This window comes from Cellulophaga algicola DSM 14237, assembly GCF_000186265.1.
Lineage (GTDB): Bacteria > Bacteroidota > Bacteroidia > Flavobacteriales > Flavobacteriaceae > Cellulophaga > Cellulophaga algicola.
Genome location: NC_014934.1, coordinates 1834799 through 1851441 on the forward strand (window position 1 = coordinate 1834799; position 16643 = coordinate 1851441).

At 34.4% G+C, this 16643-nt stretch carries 13 protein-coding genes and 2 pseudogenes; 7 read left to right on the forward strand and 8 right to left on the reverse strand.

Going from position 1 to position 16643, the window contains the following annotated elements; all coding sequences use genetic code 11:
* Nucleotides 1-14: 14 nt before the first annotated feature.
* The 3 genes from CELAL_RS07905 to CELAL_RS07915 all read left to right on the forward strand — a co-directional run bounded on the left by CELAL_RS07905 (nt 15) and on the right by CELAL_RS07915 (nt 4616).
* Complete coding sequence (locus CELAL_RS07905; protein ID WP_041557625.1) at nt 15-935, forward strand: PorP/SprF family type IX secretion system membrane protein; 921 nt, start codon at nt 15-17, stop codon at nt 933-935.
* A 10-nt stretch (nt 936-945) separates the two neighbouring features.
* Nucleotides 946-2997, forward strand: coding sequence for an OmpA family protein (locus CELAL_RS07910; RefSeq protein WP_013550385.1), 2052 nt, complete (start codon nt 946-948; stop codon nt 2995-2997).
* Between the two features lie 167 nt (nt 2998-3164).
* Nucleotides 3165-4616 carry an IS1182 family transposase gene (locus tag CELAL_RS07915; protein WP_013550386.1) on the forward strand — a complete coding sequence of 484 codons (1452 nt, stop codon included), beginning with the start codon at nt 3165-3167 and terminating at the stop codon, nt 4614-4616.
* Nucleotides 4617-4835: 219 nt separating this feature from the next.
* On the opposite strand, the pseudogene CELAL_RS22590 reads toward CELAL_RS07915, so the two are convergent.
* A pseudogene (locus CELAL_RS22590) lies at nt 4836-4958 on the reverse strand (succinate dehydrogenase/fumarate reductase iron-sulfur subunit); the annotation flags it as partial.
* On the opposite strand from CELAL_RS22590, the pseudogene CELAL_RS22850 reads away from it, so the two are divergent.
* Nucleotides 4956-5182 (forward strand): annotated as a pseudogene (locus CELAL_RS22850) (OmpA family protein); the annotation flags it as partial. The pseudogenes CELAL_RS22590 and CELAL_RS22850 overlap by 3 nt on opposite strands.
* A 75-nt stretch (nt 5183-5257) precedes the next feature.
* On the opposite strand, the gene CELAL_RS07920 reads toward CELAL_RS22850, so the two are convergent.
* The 6 genes from CELAL_RS07920 to CELAL_RS07945 form a co-directional block, all read right to left on the reverse strand.
* Nucleotides 5258-5998: a succinate dehydrogenase/fumarate reductase iron-sulfur subunit gene (locus CELAL_RS07920; RefSeq protein WP_013550387.1), complete on the reverse strand. Its 741-nt coding sequence runs from the start codon at nt 5996-5998 to the stop codon at nt 5258-5260.
* Between the two features lie 64 nt (nt 5999-6062).
* Complete coding sequence (locus tag CELAL_RS07925) at nt 6063-8078, reverse strand: fumarate reductase/succinate dehydrogenase flavoprotein subunit (protein WP_013550388.1); 2016 nt, start codon at nt 8076-8078, stop codon at nt 6063-6065.
* An 11-nt stretch (nt 8079-8089) separates the two neighbouring features.
* Nucleotides 8090-8767, reverse strand: coding sequence for a succinate dehydrogenase cytochrome b subunit (locus tag CELAL_RS07930; RefSeq protein WP_013550389.1), 678 nt, complete (start codon nt 8765-8767; stop codon nt 8090-8092).
* A 477-nt stretch (nt 8768-9244) separates the two neighbouring features.
* The gene (locus CELAL_RS07935; RefSeq protein ID WP_013550390.1) at nt 9245-9631 is read right to left on the reverse strand and encodes a DUF2721 domain-containing protein; all 387 of its coding nucleotides are present in this window, start codon (nt 9629-9631) and stop codon (nt 9245-9247) included.
* Between the two features lie 10 nt (nt 9632-9641).
* Complete coding sequence (locus CELAL_RS07940) at nt 9642-9980, reverse strand: cupin domain-containing protein (RefSeq protein ID WP_013550391.1); 339 nt, start codon at nt 9978-9980, stop codon at nt 9642-9644.
* A gap of 12 nt (nt 9981-9992) precedes the next feature.
* On the reverse strand, nt 9993-12839 hold the full coding sequence (locus tag CELAL_RS07945; RefSeq protein ID WP_041557627.1) for a VPS10 domain-containing protein: 2847 nt from the start codon (nt 12837-12839) through the stop codon (nt 9993-9995).
* Nucleotides 12840-13068: 229 nt separating this feature from the next.
* Between CELAL_RS07945 and CELAL_RS07950 the strand changes: the two genes are divergently transcribed.
* The gene (locus CELAL_RS07950; protein WP_013550393.1) at nt 13069-14364 is read left to right on the forward strand and encodes an aminopeptidase P family protein; all 1296 of its coding nucleotides are present in this window, start codon (nt 13069-13071) and stop codon (nt 14362-14364) included.
* 10 nt (nt 14365-14374) lie between these two features.
* Nucleotides 14375-15190 (forward strand): amidohydrolase family protein, encoded by an 816-nt coding sequence (locus CELAL_RS07955; RefSeq protein WP_013550394.1) that lies wholly within the window; start codon nt 14375-14377, stop codon nt 15188-15190.
* Nucleotides 15191-15237: 47 nt separating this feature from the next.
* Here the strand turns inward: CELAL_RS07955 and CELAL_RS07960 are convergent, their stop codons facing one another.
* Nucleotides 15238-15834 carry a fasciclin domain-containing protein gene (locus CELAL_RS07960; protein WP_013550395.1) on the reverse strand — a complete coding sequence of 199 codons (597 nt, stop codon included), beginning with the start codon at nt 15832-15834 and terminating at the stop codon, nt 15238-15240.
* Nucleotides 15835-16020: 186 nt separating this feature from the next.
* On the opposite strand from CELAL_RS07960, the gene CELAL_RS07965 reads away from it, so the two are divergent.
* Complete coding sequence (locus CELAL_RS07965) at nt 16021-16635, forward strand: MarC family protein (RefSeq protein ID WP_013550396.1); 615 nt, start codon at nt 16021-16023, stop codon at nt 16633-16635.
* Nucleotides 16636-16643: the final 8 nt, after the last annotated feature.

Below are 16643 nucleotides of genomic sequence, written 5' to 3' on the forward strand. Positions count from 1 at the left end.
GTAAAATTTTAAAAATGAACATGATTAAAAATAATATACTTTTTTTGGCATTACTATTTCTATCAGTGGTAGTACAGGGCCAACAAGACCCTCAATTTACATTGTATAATTATAATACGATGACGGTAAACCCTGGTTATGCTGGTTCGCGTGGACATTTGGCTATATTAAGTTTGTATAGGGATCAGTGGGTAGGTGTAGAGGGTGCTCCAAGAACAATTTCTTTAGGTATTGATACGCCTATTGGTTTGTTTGATGGACTTGGTATTTCTATAATCCAAGATGATATTGGGCCCTCTCAAGAAACTTTTTTCGATGGGAACTATGCGCATCAATTAATCTTGAATAGAAGAGGTGATCGCTTAGGTCTTGGTGTAAAAGCTGGAGTTAGAATGTATAGCCTAGATTGGTCTAAGGGTAAGTATAGAGATCCAGATGCCTTATTTAATCAAAATGTAAAAAGCAAAATATTACCTACAATTGGCGCAGGCTTATTTTATTATACCGATAGGTCTTATTTTGGAATTTCTGTTCCAAATATCTTAACAAACATGAGGTATGATGAAATTCAAGAAGAAGAAGCTTCAGAAAATGTTCACTATTATATTATTGCAGGGTATGTTTTTGATGTAAACAGAACTTTAAAGTTTAAACCTTCCATTTTTGCTAAACATGTAAGTGGGGCGCCCATAACAGTAGATACCTCTGCTAATTTTTTATTATACGAAAAATTTAATTTTGGCGTTAACTATAGATGGGATGAATCAATCAGTGCCTTAATTGGCCTACAGATTTCCCCGCAATTAAGTTTAGGTTATGCCTATGATTTTACAACAAATAATTTATCTCAATACAATTCTGGAACTCACGAAATCTTTCTAAGATATCAGTTTATTACGTATCAAAACATCCTAAAATCCCCAAGATTTTTCTAATTAACCTACTATGAAAAAATTTATTATATCATTTGCACTACTATTTTATTGTGGACTGCATGCGCAGAAAAGTGATAATACTTCAACTACTCTAGCACAGAATAACCATGTGCCTATAGAAGAAGTTACTGTTGAAATGCTTAATTCTATAAGGGATGAAAAAATTAAGAAGGAAACTCCAAACAACAGTAAATTAGTACAGAAAGCAGATAATTTTTTCAATAAAATGTGGTATGCAGAGGCTGCTGAAATTTATGAAATAATATTATCAGATGAAAGTAATTACTCTTTTGATCTTTTAAAAAAAGCAGGTGATGCCTATTATTACAATACCAACATGGAAAAGGCCTACAAATGGTATGACATTTTGTATAATGATTATAAAAGTAGCATGACTGCTGACAATTATTTTAGATATGCACATGCTTTAAAAGGGAATGGAAGATATAGTAAAGCAAAACGTTTAATGCGTTTATATAATAAAATTGAAGGAAAAGAAGAAAACATTGCTGGCTCAGATAATTCTGCAGTTTTTGATAAAATTGTAAATGCAAAAGATCGGTTTGAAATTAAAAATGTTACAATAAACTCTAAATATTCTGACTTTTCTCCTATGTTTTATGATCAAGATAAAGTGGTATTTGCTTCATCTTTGGATTCATCTGTTTTTGTAACTAGGAAATACAAATGGAATGATCAGCCTTTTTTAGACCTTTATGTTTCTAAGATTAACGAAGAATCTGCGGATCTAAAAAATGCGATTAAATTTTCAAAAAAGATCAACTCTAAATATCACGAGGCTTCTGTTACTTTCTCGCCAGATAATGAGACCATGTATTTTACAAGAAATAACTATGGGAAAAAATTAAAGCGTGATAAGAATGGTGTAAATCATTTAAAAATATATAAATCTGTTAAAATTGGTGCTGATTGGACGGAACCAAAAGAATTGCCTTTTAATAGTGATAGTTATTCTACGGGCCATCCAGCCTTAAGTCCTGATGGCAAGTTATTGTATTTTGTGTCTGATATGCCTGGTAGTATGGGTGCTTCAGATATTTTTGTTGTAGATGTTTTAGAAGATGGTGCATATTCTACCCCTAGAAATTTAGGTCCAGAAATTAATACGGAAAAAAGAGAAATGTTCCCATTTATCACCGATAAGAAATTATATTTCTCTTCAGACGGACATGTAGGTCTTGGTGGTTTAGATGTTTTTGAAGCTACTTTTGATGTAGATGGCTTTCAAGAGGTTAAAAATGTTGGGAAACCCGTAAATAGTAATAAGGATGATTTTTCTTATATCGTAAGTGAAAAAAGTCAGAAGGGTTATTTTGCATCAAACCGTGCTGGTGGTAAAGGTGATGATGATATTTATTCTTTTGAGCGTTTAACAGTTGAAGAGGTTAATAATACTGCAATTGCGGGTGTTGTTACAGAGTTGGTAACAGGAGATGTAATGCCCAAAGCTCTGGTAGTATTGTTGGATGAGAATAACATCAAGCTAAAAGAAATAGAATCTGCTGATGATGGTAGTTTTGTATTTGAGGATTTAGAAGGCGATAAGAAATATACGATCAAGACCAACAGAAAAGAATATTTTGAAGAGCTTAAAGAGGTTATGACGACACTTAATGATACAGAGATCGTAGAGGTGTCCTTGAAAAAATTAAAGGAGCTTATTGTTGTAGAAGATGGGATAAGAAAACTTAAAACAGATATGATTTATTTCAATTTTGATAAGTCCTTTATTCGGGAGGATGCATCAAAAGAATTGAATAAATTAGTAGAAGTAATGTCAGAATACCCAGAAATGGTTATAAAAATTGAATCTCATACGGATAGTAGAGGGGCAAGTGATTATAATAGGTATTTATCTGATAAGCGAGCTAAATCTTCTAGAGATTATATAATATCGCAAGGTATTGATGCAGATCGCATAGAGAGTGCAATTGGGTACGGTGAGGATAGATTATTAAATGATTGTGATGGTAGTGTTAAATGTACACGTGAGAAGCATGAGTTAAACAGACGTTCAGAATTTATAATAGTAAAAATGTAATAGAATTTAAAATTAAGGCATAAAAAAACCCAAGCAACAATGGAGGCTACTGAAAAAGTCCTTTAGCCTAGGTTGGGCTAAAAAAACATATCATGCGAGGAGTAAAAGCTATTGTGTTTTTACTCCTTTTTTCGTATTTTTATTAGCTGATTATCAGTTATTTAAATATGTTATTACAGCAACAAAAAATTCAATTGAGTGCGTATTCCGATCTATATGACTTAATAGTTCCTAAGGACAATCTCCTAAGAAAAATCAATGAATTAATTGATTTTTCTTTTATTTACGATGAACTGGCAAGTAAATATTGTTCGAACAATGGACGTAATGCAGAGAGTCCGGTTCGTATGTTCAAGTATTTATTATTGAAAACAATCTATACTGTTTCGGACGTTGATGTTGTTGATCGTTCCAGATTTGATATGTCTTTTAAATACTTCCTTGAAATGACTCCCAAAGAAGATGTGATCAACCCTAGTTCATTGACAAAATTCAGGAAGTTACGTTTAAAGGATACCGATCTATTGAATCTTTTGATAGGCAAAACAGTTGCTATTGCTATTGAAAAAGGAATTGTTCGTTCAAAATCGATTATCGTTGATGCTACGCACACCTTATCAAAATCAAATCCATTTTCCGCTGTCCAAGTTTTAAAAGAACGCTCAAGAATACTTCGCAGGGCAATTTATGCCGTGGATCAAGATTGGAAAGAACGTATGCCCAAGAAAAATGAGGATGACGATCTACAAAATGAAATCACGTATTGTAAAGAACTTGAAAAAGTAATCGGGTCCGACCCAACATTGGGTCTAATACCTGCGGTCAAGGAGAAACTGAACCTATTAAAGGAAACGGTCGCGGATACTCAAGACAATTATATTGTTTCAACAGATAAAGATGCTAGGACGGGACACAAATCGGCCGATAGTTCCTTCTTTGGTTACAAGACCCATATTGCAATGACCGAGGAACGTATAATTACGGCAGCGGTCGTTACTTCGGGAGAAAAAGGAGATGGCCCAGAATTACCCGAACTCTTAAAAATCAGTCAAGAAAATGGAATTAAGGTAGATACCATTATTGGTGATGGAGCTTACTCAGGAAAAGAAAACCTTAAATTAACTTCACTACAGGGTATAAAAGTAGTAGCCAAGTTAAATCCTTCGATTACACAGGGGTTTAGAAAAGACCAGGACAAGTTTGATTATAATAAGGACGCTGATATGTTTGTGTGCCCAGCGGGTCATATGGCGATACGAAAAGCAAAACAAGGAAGAAAAAATGTTGGTGAAAACCAAGTACTCACCTTTTATTTTGATGTTGAAAAATGTAAGACCTGTCCTTTAAAAGACGGATGTTATAAACCCGGGGCAAAAACCAAAAGCTATTCGGTCTCCATAAAGTCAAATCTTCACCAAGAACAAATAATCTTTCAAGAAACCGATTATTACAAAGACAAAGCAAAACATAGATATAAAATAGAAGCTAAGAACGGTGAACTAAAAAATGTACATGGATATGGACGGGCTACTGCATATGGTATTGAGAAGATGCAAATGCAAGGTGCAATCGCAATATTTACCGTAAACTTGAAAAGAATACTCAAATTAGGAATGTAAACAAGAAAATCGAAAAAAAAAGACATAATACAAGACTGTACATGATAAAGTTGTAAAAACAGTCCAAAGCCCCAGTAATGAAAATGTAAATAAAAAAAGCGATCAAACAGAAACAAATTTTGTTTGATCGCTTTTTTTTATCCATTACTAAAAAAAAGAAACTTTTTCAGTAGCCTCGCAACAATGCTTGGGTTTTTTTGTATGGGTAAAAAAAGCTTTTTAGATGTTTGCTTTTAATAATTCTCTGTTCATACGAGCAAAGTTTTCTAAAGAAATTCCTTTAGGACACTCAACCTCGCAGGCTCCAGTATTTGTACAGTTTCCAAAACCTTCTAAGTTTATTTAGATAGTAGAGGGGCAAGTGATTATAACAGGTATTTATCTGATAAGCGAGCTAAATCTTCTAGAGATTATATAATATCGCAAGGTATTGATGCAGATCGTATAGAGCGTGCAATTGGGTATGGTGAGGATAGATTATTAAATGATTGCGATGGTAACGTTAAATGTCCCGGGAGAAGCATGAATTAAACAGACGTTCAGAATTTATAATAGTAAAAATGTAATAGAATTTAAAATTAAGGCATAAAAAAACCCAAGCAACAATGCTTGGGTTTTTTTGTATGGGTAAAAAAAGCTTTTTAGATGTTTGCTTTTAATAATTCTCTGTTCATACGAGCAATGTTTTCTAAAGAAATTCCTTTAGGACACTCAACCTCGCAGGCTCCAGTATTTGTACAGTTTCCAAAACCTTCTAAGTCCATTTGTGCAACCATGTTTTTAACACGATCCGTAGCTTCTACTTGACCTTGTGGTAATAGTGCATATTGAGATACTTTTGCGCCAACAAAAAGCATTGCAGAAGCATTTTTACAACTTGCTACACAGGCACCACAACCAATACAGGTAGCAGCATCCATCGCTTCATCTGCTGCGTGCTTAGAAATTAGTGTTGCGTTTGCATCTTGCGTATTTCCTGAAGTATTTACAGAAATGTATCCACCAGCATGCTGGATACGGTCAAAAGAACTTCTGTCAACTATTAAATCTTTTAATACAGGAAAAGCTTTTGCTCTAAATGGCTCAATTGTTATTGTATCACCATCTTTAAACATACGCATATGTAATTGGCAAGTGGTAACACCTCTATCTGGTCCGTGAGCTTCGCCATTAATAAACATAGAACACATTCCACAGATACCTTCACGACAATCATGATCAAAAGCAACAGGCTCTTCACCTTTATTGATTAGTTGTTCGTTTAAAACATCCATCATTTCTAAGAAAGACATGTGTTCAGATATCTCTGTCACTTTGTAATCGACCATTTTGCCCTTTGCTTGAGCATTTTTTTGTCTCCAAATTTTTAATGTCAGATTCATATTTTAAGTATTGAGTAATGAGTATTATAACATGATGTAAATCACATGTAATAGCTCAATACTATTATTTATAACTTCTTTGTTTTAATTCTATCTCTTTAAACTCTAACTGTTCTTTATGTAAAACAGCATCAGATGGTTCGCCTTTAAATTCCCAAGCAGAAACAAATGCAAAATCTTTGTCATTACGTTTCGCTTCTCCTTGTTGCTCGCCATCAAGTTCAACAGACTCTTCTCTAAAGTGTCCGCCACAAGATTCTTCTCGTTCAAGTGCATCTTTTGCAAATAACTCTCCTAATTCTAAGAAATCAGCCACACGACCTGCTTTTTCAAGTTCAGCATTTAATTCGTTAGATGTTCCTGGAACACTTACATTTTTGTAGAAATCTTCGCGCAACGCTTTAATTTCAACCATTGCCTCTTTTAAACCTTCTGCATTACGAGACATTCCACATTTATCCCACATAATTTTACCTAATTTCTTATGGTAATAATCAACTGAATGCTCTCCTTTATTATTGATAAAGAAATCAATTTTATCCGTTACTGATTTTTCAGCCTCATCAAATTCAGGAGTATTAGTTGGAATTTTTCCTGTTCTAATTTCATGAGAAAGATAATCACCAATCGTATAAGGCAGTACAAAATAACCATCGGCTAAACCTTGCATTAAAGCAGAAGCTCCAAGTCTGTTTGCACCATGATCAGAAAAGTTAGCTTCACCAATACAGTATAAACCTTCAACAGTAGTCATTAAATTGTAATCTACCCAAACACCACCCATAGTATAGTGAACCGCAGGGTAAATCATCATTGGTGTTTTGTACGGATCTTGATCTACGATTTTTTCGTACATCTGGAAAAGATTTCCGTATTTTTCTTTAACAATAGCAGCGCCTAAATCATATAATTTGTCTGCAGAAGCATTTTCAATATTATGAATTTTTGCTTGTTCAATACCATAACGTTGTATCGCAGTTGCAAAATCTAAATAAACAGCTTCGCCAGTTGCATTTACTCCGTAACCAGCATCACAACGTTCTTTAGCGGCTCTTGACGCCACATCACGTGGTACCAAGTTACCAAACGCAGGATAACGACGTTCTAAGTAATAATCTCTTTGGTCTTCAGATAAATCTGTAGGTTTTTTGCTACCGTCACGGATTGCTTTTACATCTTCTAAACTCTTAGGAACCCAAATACGGCCATCATTACGCAATGACTCGGACATTAAGGTTAATTTAGATTGATAATCTCCAGAACGTGGAATACACGTTGGGTGAATTTGAGTATAGCAAGGATTCGCAAAAAAGGCTCCTTTTTTATGTATTTTCCAAGCTGCAGTAGCATTAGATCCCATTGCATTTGTAGATAAGAAATATACATTTCCGTATCCGCCAGAAGCAATAACAACCGCATGTGCAGAGTGGCGTTCTATTTTTCCTGTAACTAAATCGCGAGCAATAATACCTCTCGCTTTACCATTAACCTTTACAACATCTAACATTTCATGACGGTTGAACGGGGTAATTTTACCACGAGCAATTTGTCTGTTCATTGCAGAATAGGCACCTAATAATAATTGTTGCCCTGTTTGTCCTTTTGCATAAAAAGTACGAGAAACCAAAACACCACCGAAAGAACGGTTGTCTAATTGTCCGCCATAATCACGTGCAAACGGCACCCCTTGTGCAACACATTGGTCAATAATATTTGCAGATACTTCTGCTAATCTGTAAACGTTAGCTTCACGAGATCGGTAATCACCACCTTTTACCGTATCGTAAAACAAGCGGTAGGTAGAATCACCATCACCTTGATAATTTTTTGCTGCATTAATACCTCCTTGAGCGGCAATTGAGTGCGCTCTACGTGGAGAATCTTGATAACAAAATGTTTTAACGTTATAGCCAAGCTCTGCTAAAGTAGCAGCGGCAGAACCACCAGCTAAACCTGTACCAACAACAATAACATCAATATTACGTTTGTTTGCAGGGTTAACTAAATCGATATGATTTTTATAATCGATCCATTTATCCTTTAATGAACCTTTTGGTACTTTTGAGTCTAATACAGACATAAGTAATAGTATTAATGATTAAAATGATGAAAAAGGGCGATTACTATGAATCCTAAAGGAATTACAATAGCGTACACTTTACCAAAAATTTGTAATTTCTCTTTTCTCATAGACGAAACACCTGCAGATTGAAATGCAGAACTGAAACCGTGCATAAGGTGGAGCGATAAAAATACAAATGCAATAACATAAGCGCCAACCCTTAAAGGATTTACAAATTTATGTGTTAGTTCTTCATAGTAACGGAAGCCTTCACCATCTGCTAATAATCCCGACATATCGCCTTGAATATATTTAGTACTAATTTCTGGTAGCCAGAAATCAATAAAGTGAAGCACTAAAAAGGCTAAAATAGCCAATCCGCTATAAATCATGTTTCTACTCATCCAGCTAGAATTAGCTGCTCCATTGTTTTTAGCATATTTTGCTACTCTAGCATTCCTGTTTTTAATCTCTAAAATGAAACCCATAATAAAATGGTACATCACTCCAAAAATTAAAATTGGTTGCAATAAGTATTGTACCGCCCAAAATGTGCCCATAAAATGCGATGCTTCATTGAAAGCATCTGGACTAAAAACCGATAAAATATTAATTGCAAAATGCTGAAGTAGAAAAAACATTAAAAAGAAAGCAGAAAGTGCCATGGCATACTTTCTACCAATCGAAGATTTGAAAAATCCGCTCATTAGTTGTTAGTTTTTTTTACAAATTTACAGTACTAACAAGTTATTAACAAACTTTAGTAATAAATCCTACTCTTATTTAGAATCAAAATAAGTAATTGGTTGACCAGTATCGCTATTTGAAACTAAAAGCTACTAAAACGTTTGAAATTTACAGTTGCCAACACCTGATATCTTGAAAATACCTTCTGAAAAAACAAACCAACTGGTCTCTTCTTAACTCCATAAGTCACTTAAAATAAAACAAAAAGAGTATTTAAGCTATGTATTTTGATTTTAAGCTATATGTTTCAAAAATTTATAGTATTGATACATTTTAGAAACAAACTACTTGGTCTTTACTTCCACAATTCATCTATTGCGATACCAAAGTAAGTCTAGGTCATATTTTCTTCTAATGGATTGTTTTGGGAGTGCAGTTCGACGAGTTCCTATGCTATCACACTTGTACCCGCACAGTTACCATTTTATGTAAACCAATCACTCCAAATCTTTTAACTGAATGGACAGTGCCTTGGTAGAAAGCTGTACTTCAATAAAAGATAAAATCAAAGAAAGCATCAAAGCTAAAAGGCTAATGCCAAAAACTAAATTTGCCCAAAAATCGAGTTGTACATAAATTAAAGACATGGTAATTACTGCGAGTAAAAAGCTCAAAATAGCAGATGCCTGCATGTTTTTGATGATAGTTAAACGCTTGCTCAATTTTTTCACTTGCAAACTTACCGATGATGATCCAGTTTCTTGATATTTTTGATGCAACTGCCTAATTAAAGCTGCGATGGCTAAATAACGAGCATTATACGCCAACATAGTCAACGAAATTGCGGGGAAAAGTAAAGCTGGTATACCTAAAGTTAAATCCATAATCTATTAATTAGTCGGTTGCGATACCAAAGTAAGTCCACGTTACATTTTCATCAAAAGGATTGCTTTGTGCATGAATTTCACCAGGTTCAATAGTGATACAGTCTCCTTTTTCTACGATAAATTTTTTAGTATTTACAGTAAATTCTGCTTTGCCACTTTGAATGTAAAATACTTCAAACATGGTGTCATGTTTATGTAATTCTACTAACTGCCCTGGCGTAAACATAGCACTACCATACATCATAAGCTGGGGTATTTCTCCTTTGCCTATGAAAACTTTCTTTTTGATTTCGGGATCATGAGAGACCCCAAGTTCTGGTAGTGCGGTTGTTTTTGTTAATTTCATCGTTAGTGTGTACTATTCAATTTCAAAAGCGACGGTTTCTTTAATACCTTTTCCTACTAATTTGATGGTGTAGTTCCCTTTTGGCAAGTACGTTTTACCATTAGTAGCTTCTTTTAATTCTGTTTTTACTTTCTTTAGATATGCCGATTTTCCTGATTTAGAAAACGCTAAATCGTAGGATAATATATTAAGCCCTTTATCTGTCTGTAGTGTTGTTGTGCTTACTTCAATGCCATTGTTTGCGAATATTGTGGCCTCTAGTGTTCCTGAATTTTTTGTGAAAAAATTCAGGTCTAACCCAGGTGTTTGCGGTTTACCCCATGAGCTCCAAGAAGATCCCCATTTAGAAGAATGCGTTATGTTCTCTGGTAGAAAAACATAAATATCTTTTGCTAACATTTCAGGAGTCATTTTTTGTAAACTGCTAATATCTGCCTTGTAAATACTGCGGCCGTGAGTACCCACAATTAAATGTTTTGCTTCGGCCTGTATGACTAAATCATGTATGGCAACATTTGGGATATCATTTTGGAAAACCTCCCAAGATTCTCCTCTATTAAAAGATGCGTATAATCCATTATCGGTTCCTACAAATAATAAATTTTCGTTTTCAGGATCTTCTATAATAACATTTACCGGAGAAGAAGGAATGTTATTGGCGATGTCTTGCCATGTTTTCCCAAAATCATCACTTACATAAATATAAGCTTCAAAATCATCGCTTCTATAGCCATTTAGCGTAACGTATACGCGTTCCTTTTTATATTTAGAAGCTAAAACTCGTGTAACCCAAAGGTTTTTTGGTAAGGAGTTAGCGATGTTGTCCCAGCTGCCGCCACCATTTTGTGACATGTACACCAAGCCATCATCACTACCGGTATAGATTAATCCAAATTTAAAAGGAGACTCTGATAGCGTAGTTAATGTCCCGAAAGCTACATTTCCTTCTTTTCCGCCGTTTGTTAAATCCGTAGAGATTGTTTCCCAATCTGTTCCTTGATTTAGAGATCTATGTAATTTATTACCTCCCAAGTAAAGTATATCTTGGTTATGAGAGGATAGTAAAATAGGAGTTTGCCAATTAAAACGATAGGGTGTTTCTCCTAATTCATGTTTAGGCTGAATATAATCTTGCTTTTTGTTTTCTAAATCTAAACGAAAATAGTTTCCAAACTGAAAACCTGTGTATACAATATTTGCATTGCGACTGTCTATTTGAACCTGCATACCATCGCCACCCATAATGGATTTCCAAGGGTAGTCTCCGCTTTGATGCCATTCTACATTCTCTTTTGCTGTATGTGCACCTTTCCAAACACCATTATCTTGAAGGCCACCATAGATGTTGTAAGGTTTTTCATTATCTACATTAATGGCATAGAATTGGCCTACTGCAGGTGTATTGCTTTTAATCCAATTAGCACCATCATCGTATGAGATGTTAATACCACCATCATTTCCATTGATTAAATGACCAGGCATTTTAGGATTTACCCATAGGGCATGATGATCTGCATGAACATTATCACCATTTATAGAAGTATAAGTTTTTCCGCCATCATCAGATTTAATAATAGGTACACCAGCTAAATAAATCTTATTTACATTACTAGGGTCTACATTTATTTGAGCAAAATAATAGCCGTAGCTATAAAACAAATCATCTATATAGTTTTCATTTTGTTTTTTCCAGGTAGTACCACCGTCGTTACTTCTGTAGACTTCAGCACCAATTACTGGAGTATCAAAAAGCATAGAATTGGCATCTTCTAAATATTTGGCTAAATCTATTGGTTTAACGCTCCCGCTTCTTACCAATTGTTTTACATTGTCTGCGCGGTATTTTTCTTGAAATCCATTGGTTTTTAGGTATTCATTTAGTTTTTTGTCTTCTGTCTTTAAAAGGTCATCAGCAGACATTGTTTTAAAATCTTCTTTTGTTAATCCTTCTGATTTTTTTAAAGATCCTGATTTCTCTCTTCTAAATTGATTGTCGTGAACCGCATATACTGTGTTTTCATCAAAAACAGCTAAACCAATTCTTCCGACACCTTTACCTGTAGGAAAGCCGCTTTCTGGCGTAGTTATTTTTTTCCAAGTAGCACCTGCGTCCTTACTTTTATATATTCCTGAACCATTGCCATTCCCAGAAAAATCCCAAGCTTTTCTATTTTTTTCCCAGGTTGCTGCATACATGATGTTAAAATTATTAGGGGCAACAGCAACATCAATAACGCCTGTGGCTGCATTAATAAATAAGGTCTTTTTCCATGATTTACCACCATCTGTTGTTTTGTAAATTCCGCGTTCTTCATTGTCAGAATACAAATGACCAGTAGCGCCAACAATTACATCGTCTGCATCGTTAGGATTTATCAATATTCTACCAATATGTTGAGCATCTAATAAGCCAACATTTTCCCATGTTTTTCCCTGATCTGTAGATTTTAAAATACCAATACCGGCATAAGAAGATCTAGAAGCGTTATTTTCTCCAGTACCCACCCAGATAATGCCGTTATTCCAATCTACAGCAATATCCCCTACATTCTGAGTAGGAGCATTGTCTAAAATAGGGGTAAAAGTGGTACCATTATTCTTGGTATGCCAAACCCCTCCAGAGGCATAACCGACATAAAATTCTGTTGGATTTTGTGGGTTTACATCAACATCTACTACGCGGCCACTCATTACAGTAGGTCCTACATTAGTAAAAGGAATGTTTTTTACAATAGAACTATTTGTTAATTGTTCTTTTTGGTGTAACGCATTTAATACATCTTCTGAGCTTGAAGGTGAATTCTGAGCAAAGATAAATGTAGCAGAAAGTAATAGGGGTAAGCCTAGAAATTTGTTCATTTGGAGTTGGTTGTAATTAGTCATCGGAAAGTTAAGAAATCTAACGCATAAATTATAAGGTCCTGCGTGTAAAAGAGAAAAATATTACCTTTCTATTACTAAGGGCTTGTCTGTATTAATTCTTATTTTTGAAGTGGTTAAAAGTAGTAGCCGCTTTATTTCACAAATCTCGTGATTTATATGACCAGGCAAACTCTAGCCGATTTTAATAAAAAAAATACCAGTTATAATGAAATACGATTTAATACCAAATACCCTTTTTATAAAAAACAGAAAGAAATTTATGGCGGCTATGCTTCCAAAAAGTATTGCTGTTTTTAACTCTAATGATGTGTATCCTATAAGTGCAGATAGTACCATGCCTTTTGAGCAACACCGGGACATATTTTATCTTTCAGGAGCAGATCAAGAAGAAACTATTTTACTTTTATTTCCAGATGCATTAAATAAAAAACACCGTGAAGTACTCTTTGTTCGTGAAACAAATGAACATATTGCTGTTTGGGAAGGAGAGAAGCTAACCAAAGAAAAAGCAACTATAGTTTCTGGGATAGAAACAGTATACTGGTTAGAAGATTTTGAAAAGATTTTCTTTGATGTAATGACGGAAGCTAATACCGTTTACTTTAATACAAATGAGCATTACAGACAGGCGGTAGAAACACAAACAAGAGAAGATCGTTTTATTCAAAAATGTAAATTGCAGTTTCCAGCACATCAATATGCAAAAAGCAATCCTATTTTACAGGAAATTAGAGGTGTAAAAGAACCAGAGGAATTAGCGTTAATGCAAACGGCGTGTACTATCACGGAGAAAGGTTTTAGAAGATTGCTTAGTTTTGTTCAGCCAGATGTTTGGGAGTATGAGATTGAAGCAGAACTATTGCATGAGTTTATTCGCAATAGGTCAAAAGGTTTTGCGTATACGCCAATCATAGCATCGGGAAATAATGCTAACGTACTTCATTATATTGAGAATAACCAACAATGTAAATCGGGTGATTTAATTTTGATGGATGTTGCAGCAGAATATGCAAATTATTCAAGTGATTTATCTAGAACTATTCCTGTTAATGGAAAATTCACACCACGGCAAAAAGAAGTTTATAATGCCGTGCTTCGGGTAAAAAATGAAGCGACCAAAATGTTAGTTCCTGGAACTATTTGGGCAGAATACCATAAGGAGGTAGGTAAAATGATGACCTCTGAATTAATCGGACTTAAATTACTTGATACGGCAGATGTTCAAAATGAAAATCCAGAATGGCCTGCCTATAAAAAATATTTTATGCACGGTACTAGTCATCATATAGGATTAAACACCCATGATTATGGGGCACTTAAGACTCCGATGAAAGCCAATATGGTTTTTACTGTTGAACCAGGAATTTATATTCCTAATGAACATATGGGAATTCGTTTAGAAGATGATGTGGTAATTCAAGAAAAAGGAGCTCCTTTTAATTTGATGCAAAATATTCCTATTGAAGCAGAAGAGATTGAAGATTTAATGAATAAAAACTAAAATTTTACCTATGATTATAGATGTTCATACACACATAAATAACTATCACGAAGATCGGGTGGTTTCTCTTGAAGAGTGCTTAGATAAGCTTACCGAAACCATGATTGAAAATAAGGTAGATTATTCTTTGGTATTAACCTCGTATAAGGTAAATGAACATAGACCTAGCACAAAGCAAGTGGTTGAGGCTATTAGTGGTAGAGATAATTTGGGTGTTGTAGCGGGGATTAGTTATTTGAATTATACCTACCGGGATTTAAGAGAAATAGGCGATTATCTGGAACAAGGACTTATAAAAGCTTTGAAATTTTATCCTGGATACGAGCCATTTTATCCCAATGATATTCGGTTAAAAGTGGTGTATGAAATGGCATTGGAGTATGATGTTCCGGTAATGTTTCACTCTGGAGATACCTACGCACCAACCGGTAGGATTAAATATTCTCATCCTATACATATTGATGATTTAGCGGTTGATTATCCCGATTTAAAAATTGTTATTTGCCATGTAGGAAATCCGTGGATAAAAGATTGTATGGAAGTGGTCTACAAGAATAAGAATGTATACGCAGATATTTCTGGTCTGGTTTTGGGTGATTTTTCTACGAAGTTCGAAAAATACATGAAAAAAGGGATTGAAGAAATGATTACCTATGCAGGGAATCCAAAATACTTACTCTATGGTACAGATTGGCCCATCTCTAATATGAAATCATATTTAAAGTTTATGAAACACTTAAATATTCCAGAAGATAAGAAAGAATTAATTCTTTGGCAGAATGCTGCAGAGTTGTACAAGATTGATGTTTCTAAATTAAAAAAATAAAAAAAACGACCCTATAGGGTCGTTTTTTGTTTCAGAAAGCGCTTGTATTACATGCCTGGTAAGACTACAGTGTCAATGACATGTATAACTCCATTCGATTGGTTTACATCTGCAATGGTCACTGTACCCATATGCCCTGTTCCATCTATAATTTTAATGGTATCCCCATCAAGCATTACTTTTAAAACACCTCCATTTACAGTTTTAAATTCGGCTTTGCCTTTTCCTTTGTTCACAGCTTTCATAATATCCTTAGCAGCATATTTCCCTGCCAATACATGATAGGTTAGAATGTCCTGTAATTTCTCTTTATTTTCCATCATCAGTAAGTTGTTTACTGTGCCTTTTGGTAGTTTTTCAAATGCAGCATTAGTAGGTGCAAAAACGGTAAATGGTCCTTCACCTTGTAATGTAGTTACCAAATCGGCAGCCTTCACGGCGGCAACTAGCGTCGTATGATCTTTAGAATTTACAGCATTAGAAACAATATCTTTAGAAGGGAACATTTCTGCTCCACCAACCATTTTTGTTTCCACATTCATTTTTTTATCTTTTGCCATTGACATATCTTGTGCCATTGATAAACTTACGGTCATAAATGCCACTGTTAGACTCACAGATTTTATAATTGCAATAGTTTTCATACGTATATTTTTAGTTAAGTATGTCTTATCTACGAGCTTGTTCTCTTTAAGGTTTGCTTTTAAAATATCTTTATGAAGAGTTTAACAAAATGAGCAGTGTAATTTTAGGGTATGTTTTTTTAATTTGGAGCCTTGGTTTGGCATGTATTCGTGTTTTAACCTTTGGTACTATAATGTAGGTTTATTATGAAAGAAATAATTACGACTATATTTTTCTTAATTGCGGTTATTGATCCTTTAGGTTCAGTACCTGTTTATTTAGAAGCAACTAAGAATTTTGATACCAAACATAAAAGAAAAATAGCGGTAAGAGCTTCGTTAATAGCTTTTATGATTTTACTCTTTTTTATAGGTATTGGTCAATTTATTTTAGAAGGAATGGAGGTTTCTTTAGATGCATTTCAAATTTCGGGAGGTGTTATTCTTTTCTTGTTTGCCTTAACAATGATTTTTGGTGATGGAAAACCAGAAAATGAAAAAAATCAGATTAAAGACTATAAGCACGTTTCAATTTTTCCAATTGCAATTCCTTCTATTGCATCGCCAGGAGCAATTATGGCGGTAGTATTAATGACAAACAACAATATTTACTCCTTAGAACAGCAGGCGATAACCACTATTTTAGTTTTGATTGTAGTGGCCTTAACCTGTTTACTATTATTGGCTGCCAATGTAGTCCAGGAAAAAGTTGGAGAATACGGTATAACGGTAATTAGTAAAGTGATGGGGTTAATTTTGGCATCTTATGCTATCCAGAGTATTTTGACAGGTTTAAAAGAATTTTTTACAATACTACATTAATTTTGATT